This window comes from uncultured Shewanella sp. (genome assembly GCF_947501225.1).
In the GTDB taxonomy this organism is placed as follows: Bacteria; Pseudomonadota; Gammaproteobacteria; order Enterobacterales; family Shewanellaceae; genus Shewanella.
Genome location: NZ_CANMUW010000021.1, coordinates 36,582 through 49,100, shown reverse-complemented (window position 1 = coordinate 49,100; position 12,519 = coordinate 36,582). Strand labels below are relative to the sequence as shown.

At 50.1% G+C, this 12,519-nt stretch carries 9 protein-coding genes; 5 read left to right on the top strand and 4 right to left on the bottom strand.

Annotation, left to right across the window (positions count from 1 at the left end; all coding sequences use genetic code 11):
* The first annotated feature begins 42 nt into the window (after positions 1-42).
* The 3 genes from Q1B47_RS19885 to Q1B47_RS19875 all read left to right on the top strand — a co-directional run bounded on the left by Q1B47_RS19885 (position 43) and on the right by Q1B47_RS19875 (position 5,272).
* On the top strand, positions 43-414 hold the full coding sequence (locus tag Q1B47_RS19885; RefSeq protein WP_299797819.1) for a hypothetical protein: 372 nt from the start codon (positions 43-45) through the stop codon (positions 412-414).
* Between the two features lie 150 nt (positions 415-564).
* Complete coding sequence (locus Q1B47_RS19880; RefSeq protein ID WP_299797871.1) at positions 565-2,922, top strand: Tex family protein; 2,358 nt, start codon at positions 565-567, stop codon at positions 2,920-2,922.
* Positions 2,923-3,280: 358 nt separating this feature from the next.
* Positions 3,281-5,272 (top strand): LTA synthase family protein, encoded by a 1,992-nt coding sequence (locus Q1B47_RS19875; protein WP_299797816.1) that lies wholly within the window; start codon positions 3,281-3,283, stop codon positions 5,270-5,272.
* Here Q1B47_RS19875 and Q1B47_RS19870 read toward each other — a convergent pair.
* Positions 5,265-5,768, bottom strand: coding sequence for a hypothetical protein (locus Q1B47_RS19870; RefSeq protein WP_299797812.1), 504 nt, complete (start codon positions 5,766-5,768; stop codon positions 5,265-5,267). The genes Q1B47_RS19875 and Q1B47_RS19870 overlap by 8 nt on opposite strands.
* Before the next feature lie 73 nt (positions 5,769-5,841).
* The gene (bioH, locus tag Q1B47_RS19865) at positions 5,842-6,618 is read right to left on the bottom strand and encodes a pimeloyl-ACP methyl ester esterase BioH (RefSeq protein WP_299797809.1); all 777 of its coding nucleotides are present in this window, start codon (positions 6,616-6,618) and stop codon (positions 5,842-5,844) included.
* A gap of 171 nt (positions 6,619-6,789) precedes the next feature.
* Here bioH and Q1B47_RS19860 point away from each other — a divergent pair, with 171 nt between their 5' ends.
* Entirely contained in the window at positions 6,790-7,455 is a 666-nt protein-coding gene (locus Q1B47_RS19860; RefSeq protein ID WP_366873938.1) for a ComF family protein, read from the top strand.
* A gap of 78 nt (positions 7,456-7,533) precedes the next feature.
* Here the strand turns inward: Q1B47_RS19860 and Q1B47_RS19855 are convergent, their stop codons facing one another.
* Positions 7,534-10,080 (bottom strand): M14 family zinc carboxypeptidase, encoded by a 2,547-nt coding sequence (locus Q1B47_RS19855; RefSeq protein WP_299797803.1) that lies wholly within the window; start codon positions 10,078-10,080, stop codon positions 7,534-7,536.
* A 229-nt stretch (positions 10,081-10,309) separates the two neighbouring features.
* On the opposite strand from Q1B47_RS19855, the gene nfuA reads away from it, so the two are divergent.
* Positions 10,310-10,888, top strand: a complete 579-nt coding sequence (gene nfuA / locus Q1B47_RS19850) for a Fe-S biogenesis protein NfuA (protein WP_299797800.1) — start codon at positions 10,310-10,312, stop codon at positions 10,886-10,888.
* Between the two features lie 284 nt (positions 10,889-11,172).
* Here nfuA and Q1B47_RS19845 read toward each other — a convergent pair whose 3' ends face one another.
* Positions 11,173-12,510, bottom strand: coding sequence for an MATE family efflux transporter (locus tag Q1B47_RS19845; RefSeq protein WP_299797797.1), 1,338 nt, complete (start codon positions 12,508-12,510; stop codon positions 11,173-11,175).
* Between the last annotated feature and the right edge of the window lie 9 nt (positions 12,511-12,519).

Genomic DNA, 12,519 nt, shown 5'->3' with positions numbered 1-12,519 from the left:
AGCATGCGATTCTTCGAAAGATAACAAAAATGGATAATCAAGATGGATAACACTCAGTATTTTTATCGTACCGCCATTTTCACCCGCAAAGATAATCAGGTTTCATTGGTTGATATCGACAAGCCGGAAGACACGACGCCTATGGAGGACTGGATGGCGGTTGTGGTGTCCCTCGCCGATGGTCGTCATACGGTCAGCGAGTTGATCGAGTATATGCGTGCACAATATCGCACTGCGCCGAGGGAGTTGGAAGATACGCTTCACTCAGTGCTTGAGAGGTTGCAGGAGGGGAAGATAGTGCAGTTGAGTGATCAACCCGTCGAGTTACCCTACTATCTGGCTGAGCCGCTGGAATCACTGGATATCGAGAAGGCGAAAAAATTGATCAGAGAGGATGGCTACACTCATCATTGATCCCTCTCCCGGACAAAAGGCCCGCACTCAGCGGGCTTTTTTGTTCACACCTGTGAAATCTCTTTAAGCATATTTCATGCAAGAGGTGTGTAGGCTGTGCTATCTTTGGCAGCACTAAAATCTATCTATTCAGGCACGACAAAACTTCTTATGCAAATGACGCAGAATATTGCCCAAATCATCGCTCAGGAACTGAATGTTCGCGAACAGCAGGTCACCTCAACTATCACCCTTCTCGATGATGGAGCAACGGTACCTTTCGTTGCACGTTACCGAAAGGAGGCGACCGGGGGGCTGGATGATACTCAGCTGCGTACCTTAAGCAGCAGGTTGAGTTACCTGCGTGAGCTGAATGACAGAAGAGCGGTGATCCTGTCTAGCATCGAGACTCAGGGAAAGTTGACGCCCGAATTGAAAAAAGCCCTGACAGATGCAGACAGTAAGACGCGACTGGAAGATCTATACCTGCCCTATAAGCCTAAGCGTCGCACTAAGGGGCAGATTGCGATCGAAGCGGGCATCGAGCCTTTAGCCGATTACCTGCTCGGTAACAGACAGGCAGATATTGAACTCGAAGCGGGCAAGTTTCTCAATGTGGAAGCGGGGTTTACCGATAGTAAATTAGTTCTCGATGGCGCACGTTTCATCATCATGGAGCGTTTCGCCGAGGATGCGACCCTGCTGCAGAAAATTAGGCAGTACCTTAATCAAAACGCTGTGCTCGAGAGCCGAATGGTTAAAGGGAAAGAGAAAGAGGGGGAAAAATTCCGTGATTACTTTGAGCATTCAGAGAAACTAGGCAAGATACCTTCTCACCGCGCTCTAGCCATGTTGCGTGGCCGCAATGAGGGGATGCTGAGCCTATGCATGAATGCCGATCCGGACAGCGAGTCTAAGCAAAGCAGTTACTGCGCCGTGATCATCGCCGAGCACTTTAAACTTAACCTGACCGATAGCGCGGTAGATCAGTGGTTGAAAACCGTAGTCACAGCAACCTGGCGTATCAAGATAGCACTACAGATGGAAAATGAGTTTCTCGCTAAGATGCGTGAACAGGCGGAGTCTGAGGCGATCAAAGTTTTTGCCAAGAACCTGGGCGATCTATTGATGGCGGCCCCTGCTGGGGCCAAGGCGACACTGGGATTAGACCCGGGCCTGAGAAGTGGTGTGAAGGTGGCTATCGTAAACAACACCGGCAAGTTGGTGGCTCACACGACCATCTTCCCCCATGCACCACAGAATCAGTGGGACAAGTCTGTTCGCACCTTAGCGAACCTTGCCAAGATGCATAAGGTTGAGTTGATCGCGGTAGGTAACGGCACCGCTTCGAGAGAAACGGATAAGTTGGCGAGTGACCTTATCGCCAGTGTGAAAGCCGAACTGCCGGGTCTGACTAAGATCATGGTGAGTGAAGCCGGCGCCTCGGTCTATTCGGCCTCGGAGCTTGCCGCCGATGAGTTTCCCGATCTGGATGTATCCATTCGTGGCGCCGTCTCCATCGCCCGTCGTCTGCAAGATCCGCTCGCCGAGCTGGTTAAGATCGAACCCAAGTCGATCGGAGTCGGGCAGTATCAGCATGATGTCAGTCAGAGTCAGCTGTCTCAGTCTCTGGAAGGGGTTGTAGAAGACTGTGTTAACGGTGTCGGGGTCGATCTCAATATGGCTTCCGCCCCTTTACTGGCACAGGTCGCCGGTTTAAATAAAACACTCGCCAGAAATATTGTCTCTTACCGGGATGAGAATGGTAAGTTTAAACAGAGAAAGCAGTTGCTTAAGGTGGCTCGCTTAGGCCCTAAAGCCTATGAGCAAGCGGCGGGGTTCCTGCGTATAACCGATGGCGATAATCCTCTGGATGCCTCCTCTGTGCACCCGGAAGCCTATTCGCTGGTGGAATCCATCGCCAAGGCAAAAGATCGGCAGTTGGATAGCTTAATAGGGGACAGTGAGTTGCTGCGTAGCCTCAACGCCGAGGAGTTCATTACCGACAAGTTTGGTTTACCAACGGTTACCGATATTCTGTCTGAACTGGATAAACCCGGTCGCGACCCCCGTGGTGAGTTTAAGACAGCCACCTTCAAAGAGGGAGTGGAAGAGGTTAAAGATCTTAAGCTCGATATGATCTTAGAGGGGGTGGTGACCAATGTGACTAACTTCGGTGCCTTCGTCGATATCGGTGTTCATCAGGATGGCTTGGTGCATATCTCCTCACTGACGGATAAGTTTGTCAGCGACCCTCACACTGTCGTTAAGGCGGGTGACGTGGTTAAAGTTAAGGTGATGCAGGTCGATGTTGAACGCAAGCGCATCGGTCTTAGCATGCGTCTGGATGAGAAGGCCGGCGATATGCCTGCGAATCGTGCTAATCAAAAGTCCCCATCAGGTTCTAAGCCTGCCAAATCGAATCAACAGGGTAAAGGTAAACCTCAACATAGGTCTCAGCCGAAACAGCAAGTCAATGCCGCCATGGGCAACGCCTTTGCCGATGCCTTCGCGAAATTGAAGAAGTAATACAAACGGTATAACTACTACCGATAGATAAGTGATCGATGGTTTATATGATGTCGAATGGGTTGTTACCCATTCGACATTTTTTTTGCTTTATGCTTGTTGCTCCCGTTTCGGATGTTTCAGTTTTGTTTCTGCTTTATAAAAAAATGGTGAACTTATATAATCCCGGCTTGTCTCATTTTATTCCTGTTTAAAGAGGATGGTGAATCTAACTCGCACGCATATTTTATGGTCGTGAAATAGATATTTGCTTATCACTCCTTAGAGAGTGAGAGAGGGAAACTCCCCTGGGAGTCTTAGCGCATGGACCACTCCAGATCTCTGGATTAGTGATACTAGATAATTTTTGGGTGCTTTCATGGCCTCTCGCTTCACTTTTTTGGGTCCCTTTAGATCCATTCTATGCTTTTGTGTCATCGCTTTACTCATTGTCACCTTAAGCCGTATCGGGCTGGGCTTCTGGCAATTCGATCGTGTCGTTGCCGTTGGTGGTTGGTCTCATCTTATAATTCAAGGTCTTAGGGTCGACTTGGCCACCCTGTGCTGGTTGTGGGGCGTTGCGGCCCTGGGCACGGCCCTGCTTTCAGGTGATCACCTTCTCGGACGAAGCTGGAATTCAGTTTTAAGAGTCTGGCTCACTCTCGGACTCTGGTTGATGTTGTTTCTGGAGGCGTCGACTCCCTCGTTTATCGAAGAGTACGGGATCAGGCCCAATCGACTCTATATCGAGTACCTCATCTATCCTAAAGAGGTGCTCTCCATGTTGTGGACCGGTCGCAAGCTCGAGCTGATATTCGGTGCCCTGCTGAGTCTGGTGACGCTTTGGGGCGGATGGAAGCTCAGTGGCAGCCTGCTGAAGAGTGTACGCTATCCTCGTTGGTTCTTTCGTCCGGCTATCGCCCTGTTGGTGATTGTGGTCGCTCTGCTCGGAGCCCGCTCCAGCCTGGGACACAGGCCGTTAAATCCGGCAATGGTCTCTTTTGCCGATGATCCCCTAGTTAATTCTCTGGTGACCAACTCCTCCTACTCCCTGTTCTTCGCTATCAGTCAGATGAAGAGCGAGGCCAGTGCCTCGAAGATGTATGGCAGTATGGATGAGGAGAAGGTGATAGAAACTATACGCAAGGAGAGTGGCAGAGAGCTCTCAGCCTTTACATCACAGGCTATCCCCAGCCTCACCTTTAACCCTGCCAGTTACCAGGGCAAACCTAAGAATCTGGTGGTTATTTTGCAGGAGAGTTTAGGTGCTCGATTTGTGGGGAACTTAGGTGGTTTACCACTGACGCCGAATATTGATGAGTTATCTGAGCAGGGCTGGTCTTTCGAGAATCTCTACGCTACAGGTACCCGCTCCGTTCGCGGAATTGAAGCGGTGACGACGGGTTTTACACCGACTCCGGCTCGCTCCGTGGTTAAGCTGGGTAAGAGCCAGCATGGATTCTTTTCGATAGCGGCGCTGTTAAAGCAACATGGTTATGAAACTCAGTTTGTTTATGGGGGGGAGAGCCATTTTGATAATATGAAGAGTTTCTTTCTCGGTAATGGATTTGGCAATATTGTCGATGAAAACGACTATGAAAACCCCGCATTTACCGGTTCATGGGGCGTTTCGGATGAAGATCTGATGAGAAGGGCAAATAGTGAATTTGAGCAGTTTCACAAGCAGGGCAAACCATTTTTCAGCCTGGTGTTCAGCTCGAGTAATCATGATCCTTTCGAGTTCCCTGATGACAGAATTGAGCTCTATGAACAGCCTAAACAGACACGTAACAACGCGGCTAAGTATGCGGATTATGCAGTGGGTGAGTTTTTCAAGCTGGCCAAAAAATCTGATTACTGGAAGGACACGCTATTTTTGATCGTTGCCGATCATGACAGCAGAGTGGGTGGTTCCAGTCTGGTGCCTATCTCACGATTCAGGATCCCCGGGATCATTCTTGGTGAAGGTGTCGAAGTTAAACGGGATCAGAGGGTGGTGAGCCAGATCGATCTCGCGCCCACCCTGCTCTCTATGATGGGAATATCGGATAGCTATCCTATGTTAGGTCAGGATTTGACCCGCGTCAGTGATGACTGGCCCGGTCGCGCCTTGATGCAATACGATAAAAATATGGCCTATCTACGTGGCGACGATGTTGTAGTACTGCAACCGGAAAGGGAGCCCAGCGGCTTTAAATATGACTTCCTTGAACAGACATTAGTTGCTAAACCACAGAGTGATGAGATGAAACAGGTCGCCTTGGCTTGGGCACTATGGGGAAGTCTGGCCTATCAGAAGAGTCTCTATCGCCCTCAGGATGAGGTGCTTAGACGAGACAGTTTGATTTCGACTGAGACGACACTCAAATAAGTGTGGATATGGCAGGTTCATCGTGGGGGTGAGTCTGTTGCTGATAAAAGCTCCCGACTCGTTGGCCGAATTCACGATAAAACTCCGAGGGTTGATCTAAGATAATGGCTCTTTCACTGTCAGTTTTCTGGGCAGCCTGGCTGACCGGTTGAGAATGGGTTCGAATATCCCGTCGTTGAAGCGCCGGTTTTCCTCTGAGCAGGTCTTTGATCAGCTGAGGGGCGGCCTGTTTCGCCTGCTCCTGCTGTTTCCCCTCCTGTTGCTGTTGCCCTGTACCTTGCTGTTTACCCTGAACCCTCTCATTCAACCGGGCTTGAGCATCGGCTTGCTCGGCGGTGCGCTCATGTTGAGATGTAAAGGCGCGCTCTTCATGACCTTTGGTTAACTCTTTGGGCGGGATGACTGGTGGTCGCTGCTGATTATCCGTGCGTGCAGAGTCGGTAGCGGCATTGGTTGTCGCTATCGGCACCTGCGGATAATTAGTGACCACTAACATGTGTGTACCTCCAATCTTTAATGGTTAAATAATAGCCATTTATGGATTGGAGATAAAGCATTATCGGAGATATTCAGTCTTTAAATGTCTCTACCCATTCATTCAGGCCCGTGATGAACTCATCCCTATGGGATATGAAGGGGGCATGTGAGGCTCTATGAAATATGAGATCCCGATACTGTGGCCGATCTTTCGGCATTAAAGCTGGTACGCGTCTGGGAACTAAACCATCTAAACGTCCCCAAATTCTGAGCCAGGGCTGCACTATCTGTGATATTTGAGGGCGGAGATCGACATGTTTAAGCATATCCAGTCCCTGTATCAGTGCGGCTGACTCGGGAAGTGGCCTGGATAGGACCAGCTCTCTGAGCTGCTTGATATCATCTTTTGCCGATGTGCTGCCCATGGCTTGTATTGCTAAGAAGCGTTCTATGGTCTTGCCGAGATCTCTGTCGAGTTGATTGCTGAAATCGGCCAGTACCTGAGGCGGGATCCCCGGCCAAGACTGCTCCTCCCTAGCCATGAAGCAGGGAGAGGAGGCGATAGTGACCAACCCCTCTACCTGTTCGGGATAACGGATAGCGGCCCTGCTGGCCACCAGTCCCCCCAGAGACCAACCTATCCATATCGCCTTTTGTGTCACTCTGGAGGCTATGGCGTCGACCCAGGTATCAATATCGCCCTCAATCGTTTGACTGTGACCAAAACCGGGCAGATCCACATAGTGGACCCTATACTGAGACAGTAGTGGCTGTAGTGGTGTGAAAACCGCGCCGTTCACTCCCCAGCCGTGGAGCATAACTATCTCCTGGCCCTGACCAATGGACTCGATGTAAAGGGGCTGATTCACAGCTGTACCTCTGATTAGAAAAAACGGACTTTTTCTGTGATAAAAAATTTAATGATACACCGTGCATTAAGCCGCTTGGTAAATGCCGGGCCATTGCTAATAAAACGATTACAGGCGCTCTATCGCGGCGCGCTGGCGCTGTTGGCTGCCAGTTTACCTAATCGATGCCTGATGTGCCATCAAACCATGGCGTTGCCGGATTCGGGTATCTGCTCAGTATGTCTGGTAACGGGTCTCTATCATGCTCCGGCTTGCTTGGGGTGCGGGCGTATTATGCAGATCGAAACCCTTTACTGTGGCACCTGCCTCTCCTGCGAACCCGTTATCGTCGTTGCTCCATGTAGTTATCATCAGGGGTTGGGGGTGTGGATAGGGCAGATCAAGTATCAGGCACAGCTCTCCGCACTGCCTGTGTTATCTCGTGCATTAGTGAGGCGTGTGCTGCAGTTGGAGCACCGTGGCCTGTTGCAGCTGCCCCAGGTGCTGGTTCCGGTTCCGCTGCACCGTAAAAGGCTGAGGCAAAGAGGCTTTAATCAGGCCTATCTGATTGCCGAGGCTATCGCTCAGTCACTGAAGATCCCGGTGGTAACTGAGGGGCTAACCAGGATCTGTGATACTCGCTCTCAGGCCGGACTCTCGGGCAGGCAGCGCCGGAAAAACTTAGCCGGCGCCTTTTGTCTCAGCGATAACTTCCCCTATCAGCGCATAGCCTTGATCGATGATGTTGTGACCACAGGCACGACGGCAAAAGAGATCGCTAAGCTGTTTCGGTTGCGTCATATCCATGTGCAGGTTTGGTGTCTCGCGAGGGCAGAGGCACCCGGGTTAATCGATTAGGTTGATTCAAGATAAGGAGTAACAGGCGACGAATGCTGATAATAAAGTCCAATTATTCTTAGATCGATATGAACCTCACTAATCCAACGCCGGCACAAAATAGAGGGCGTTGGCATAGACTTTCTCTGAGCCTAACCAGATGTTGCGGAACATCAGATTATCCGCCAACAGGACAACCGCCCCTTTGCCTCTGGATTCGAGCAGTATGGCCGGACCGTTGGAGAGGCTACGCTGATACTCCCGAGCGAGATAACCGTTTAACAGGGGCTCCTCGGCATATTTGGCAGCCACAACGAAAGGGGTCGAGGTCTGGGTTAGCCCCAAGGCCTTGTTCTTAAGAATGGGTAAGCTGTTACCGCGAACTCCGAAACTCAGTGGGTGGCTCGGATCCAATGTCAGTTCAAGTGTCGCTCCGCCGATAGACTGCCTGGCATCAAGTTTCTCTCTGTCTGCAAAACTGAGGTTAGTGCTATCGAACAACTGCTTATAAAAGCGGGCCTCCTTAAGGTCGGTTTTAAGCAGGTGCCCCTTGTTGAGCCAGCTCAGGGCCCCTTTCTGTGCCACTATGATCCCACCCTGACTGGCAAACTGTCCCAGTTTACGGGCAAACTTTTCATCCAGTGTTGAGTAGTCACCGCCGGGCAGGATGACATGGCTATATTCATCTAAAGAGAGGCGTGCCAGCCTGTTTACATCGACCAGAGTCACTGGGGCCGCCAGCTTAGTGTCCAGGTAGTACCAAAGCTCTCCGGCCTCAGACGCATTTGTACCTTGTCCTGTCACTAACAGCGTTTTTATCGGCTTCACAGGGTGAAAGTCAGGGCTACCTAAGTCTATGCCCGAGCGTACAGCACTGGTGTTAACTGAGGCGATGTTTAACGGGTACCGTGTTAACGCCTCTGTGACGCTTGATAGAATCTCCTGCGGTGTAATCGCGCTCTGCTTCAAAGGTACTTGCAAGCTTCCCGGCGGGTAGTCGATATCGGTGCCATCTACTCTTATGGTGAAAGCCTTTTCGGCAAATTTAACATGTATCCCCGCCTGCAATAGCTGCTCCAGCATCGGAGCGGCATTATCCTGTCGCCAATCTATGAGTAGGGCTACCGTGTGTTCAGTAGGGGTGAAAGTGGTCAGATCTGGTTGCTCTTTAGATAATACATCTATATCCAGCTTGATATTCCTGATCAACTCAAGATGAAAAGCGTGTTCCAGGTTCCAACCGGATACGTCATAGAAGGTGGGGTCGTCAAACTCGGTTCTGTTATCAAACATGGCCAATAACAGGCTTTTCTGTGGTTGATTGACCGGGATAAACAGACTGCTTTGAACGGCAAAATCGATCTTACCCTGAGTGACTGGTTTAGTCAGGTAATAGAAGTCGATATGGTGTTGCGCCAGCAGTTTACTCAGCTCTGCGATACGGTTTCCGTTGGAGGGTGCACCGATAATGAAGCCCTGTTGACGGCCCCGCTGCAGTTTTTTGCCTCTTTCCCGATAGAATTTACTCTGGTACTCGAGCAGTTCATCTTTTAGTTTCAGGCTTCCCTTCAGGCTGGATATCGAAGTAGCTAGCTGGTTACTGATCGCATCTTCGAATCTCATCTCGCCGTTATCTGTTGCCTGAACCTGTCCTCTTACACTGGCCTGCTCGAAAAGTACTCCTACAGAGCCATTGATATCGGGATAGGTTGAGCCTTTGCCATAATAGAAGTCGTCGAACATCTGGCGGCTGAAGTAGCTCTGCTTTATCTCATCCAACGCTCGTTGATGAAACTTAGCCAGCTTTGCGGTTAAGGCTTGATTCTCTTTAGGGGTTAACGGATGAGTGCGTGTGGGAACGCCGGGCTGGAAAAAGTAGCTCCGATCCCGCCCCATCTCATGAAAGTCGCCCACATAGTGTGGCTGCCACTTATGAAACAGTGCCACCCTGCCTTGAGATTCCGGGTGACGAAGGAAAAGCCAGTCCCGGTTAAGATCGGCAAAATAGTGGTTGCTTCTGCCGCCTGGCCAATTTTGTCTGTGCTCCCTATGGTTATTGTCACTCACATCTACCTGGCCGCGGTAATTATTGGTCCAGTTAGAGAATCGATCAAAACCATCCGGATTTTGGCTGGGGGTGACGAGGATGACCGCTTCATCGAGGAGTCGAGTTATCCACTTCTCATTGCTGCTTGCCAGCAGATGGCTCAGAGAGAGTGCGGCGTGGGCACCACTGGCTTCGTCACCATGGATAGAGTAGGCCAACCAGATCACTAAAGGCCCCTGCTGTTTATCGCCGAGTTTAACTTTCTCTCTCTGCTTTAAAATATCTTCCAGTCTTGCCTGATTCTCTGCTGAGGTGATAACCGCAGTTAACTGTTGTCTGGCTTCATGGCTTTGTCCCGTTCTTTCGATGGAGACTCTGGCACTCTCGCGGGCCAACTGGTTAAGGTAGAAGTTTATCTGGTCGTGTCGTAGATGCCACTGCCCCAGTGGGTAGCCAAGGAATTCTGCCACGGAGGTCTGCCGGGCAGCACTTTTTACCGTTGAGAGCGAGTCACTGCTTTGAGCTGCAGCGACCACAGCCGGAAACTGCAAAAAGAAAATCCAGCAGGCGGCAAGAGTAAACAGAGAGGATCTCAACATAGGGTAACGTTCTTTATACTTGTAATATAAAGGTTAAATTAACAGCTGGCGCAGTTTCATACCATAGCCGGTCATAGAAAATGGCTACTTTTATTGAAACCTATGTTCACAAAATAGATAAAAAAACAAAAGCAATGCAAATAGGGGCTACAAAGCTGAACTCAGTAGGAGTATCATATGAATAATCCATACTAAAACACTCAAGCATTACCTGACGGAGCATGTCTTAATGATCACCATTTCCGATGCAGCTCAGGCCCATTTTGTTACTTTGTTAGCAGATCAGCCTGAAGGAACTCATATCCGAGTATTTGTAATTAGCCCAGGCACAGCAACGGCTGAGTGTGGCGTATCATATTGTCCACCCGATGCTGTCGAAGCCGACGATATGGAGCTGGAGTTTAATGGTTTTAATGCCATGGTTGACGAAAAGAGTGCTCCTTTCCTCGAAGATGCCAGCATCGATTTTGTTACCGACCAATTAGGTTCGCAGCTAACCCTTAAGGCACCTAACGCTAAGATGCGTAAAGTTGCCAGCGATGCTCCGCTGCATGAGCGTATCGATTACGTGATCCAGTCAGAGATTAATCCGCAACTGGCAAGCCATGGTGGTAACATCATGTTGGTCGAAGTGACCGAAGAGGGTACGGCTGTCCTGCAGTTTGGTGGCGGTTGTAACGGTTGCTCTATGGTTGATGTGACGCTGAAAGATGGTATCGAGACTCAGTTACTCGAAAAGTTCCCTGGAGAGCTTACCGGCGTTAAGGATGTGACCGAGCATCAACACGGTGACCACTCCTACCAGTAACTGAAACTGGTCGATTTAAGGGCTTAGGCTCAAGGATTACAGAGAAGCGAGTTGGCTATGCCTGCTCGCTTTTTTTATGCCTGCGATGCTGAGATGACGCTACGCTGGTGGGGCTAAGATGACACTGCGCTGATAAATTGTAGGACCGGCTTTAGCCGGGAAAGAATGAACCTTTGAACCTCGGGGCCAAAGCCCCTTCTACCGAATAGGGCGGAGCCCGTCGAACAGGCGTAGCCGTCCGCGAAGCGATAGGCCGAAGGTCGTCATCTTGCTTATCCATAAACTTAGAGCGCAGCACCTCTTAGCCGATATCGATAATGCAGCGTCAATGTCAGACTTCTCGCAAACATAAAGCCGGTCATCGCCGCCCACAGCGCATGATTTCCCATCTCCTGCAGGAGATACCAGGTGGGGAAAAATACACAGAAGGTTGAGATTATCATGCTGTTGCGCATCACTTTTCCCATAGCAGCGCCTATATAGACGCCATCGAAAAGGTAGGAGCCGAATGAAAGCAGAGGCAGGATAATGATCCAAAACAGGTATTGACCGGCAACGAGCCGCACCTCTTCAATGCTTGTTAGCAGGTTGATGATATTTGCCCCAAAAAAGATGAAGAGCAGGGTAAACAATATGGCGGAGATGCCCGACCAGAACCAGGCCAGTGTCACGCTGTCTTGCATCAAGATCTTGTTTTTTTGGCCATAGGCCCTGCCGACCTCGGCTTCAGCATAGTATGCTATGCCGTCCAGAGCATATGAGATCAGCAGCAAGAGGTTGAGCAGTACGGCGTTAGCGGCAACGGTATTGTCTCCAAGCCCGGCGCCCTGGAATGTCATGAAGGCGAAGGCCATCTGCAGGCATAAGCTGCGGATAAAAATATCGGCGTTGAGAGTGAGCAGCTTATGATAGCTTCTGAGTGTAAGCTCCCTGCAAAGCTTAAAAAAGTCGAAGTGACCCGATTTAACTATTTGTTTATAGACCATAGAAAAGGCCACTAGAAAGCCTGAAATATCGGCAAATACGGAAGCGAGAGCGGCTCCCTTTACTCCCCAACCTAAACCGAGAACAAAGAGCAGATCCAGTAAGATATTGGCGATGTTAGCGACGATCAACTGCCACATCGCGGCCTTGGGTTGTTGCCTTCCCAGTAGCCAGCCCAGCAGCACCAGGTTGAGGAGGGCGAAGGGTGTTGACCAGATCCTTAGCTGGAAATATTCGCGACAATATCGCTCCACTTCGGCACTGGCATCGGTGAGCATCAGTGCCCCGTTTAAGATGGGGAGTTGCAGTGCTATGGCACTTAACCCTAAAATGATCGCCAGACTACCCGCTTGAAGTAAGAGTTTGTATTGTGCCTGTCTATCGCCGGCACCAAAGGATTGAGCGACTAAGCCTGTTGTCGCCATTCGGAGAAAACCGAGCATCCACAGAATAAGGGTGATGATAGTTGAGCCAACGGCGACTCCACCTAAATAATAGGCGTTACTTAAATGACCCACCACGGCAGTGTCTACCAGCCCGAGTAGCGGGACAGTGATATTTGACAATATCATAGGTAGAGCGAGTGCTAATAATTGTCTGTTTTTCTGTTTATTACGGAGTAATTCGACAGGTGTCATATCATCTCA

What these genes read in the sequence shown, in the direction of transcription:
- Q1B47_RS19885 (WP_299797819.1), top strand. Translation starts at nt 43, where the DNA reads ATGGATAACACTCAGTATTTTTATCGTACCGCCATTTTCACCCGCAAA.
- Q1B47_RS19880 (WP_299797871.1), top strand. Translation starts at nt 565, where the DNA reads ATGCAAATGACGCAGAATATTGCCCAAATCATCGCTCAGGAACTGAAT.
- Q1B47_RS19875 (WP_299797816.1), top strand. Translation starts at nt 3,281, where the DNA reads ATGGCCTCTCGCTTCACTTTTTTGGGTCCCTTTAGATCCATTCTATGC.
- Q1B47_RS19870 (WP_299797812.1), bottom strand. Translation starts at nt 5,768, where the DNA reads ATGTTAGTGGTCACTAATTATCCGCAGGTGCCGATAGCGACAACCAAT.
- Q1B47_RS19860 (WP_366873938.1), top strand. Translation starts at nt 6,790, where the DNA reads ATGTGCCATCAAACCATGGCGTTGCCGGATTCGGGTATCTGCTCAGTA.
- Q1B47_RS19855 (WP_299797803.1), bottom strand. Translation starts at nt 10,080, where the DNA reads ATGTTGAGATCCTCTCTGTTTACTCTTGCCGCCTGCTGGATTTTCTTT.
- nfuA (WP_299797800.1), top strand. Translation starts at nt 10,310, where the DNA reads ATGATCACCATTTCCGATGCAGCTCAGGCCCATTTTGTTACTTTGTTA.
- Q1B47_RS19845 (WP_299797797.1), bottom strand. Translation starts at nt 12,510, where the DNA reads ATGACACCTGTCGAATTACTCCGTAATAAACAGAAAAACAGACAATTA.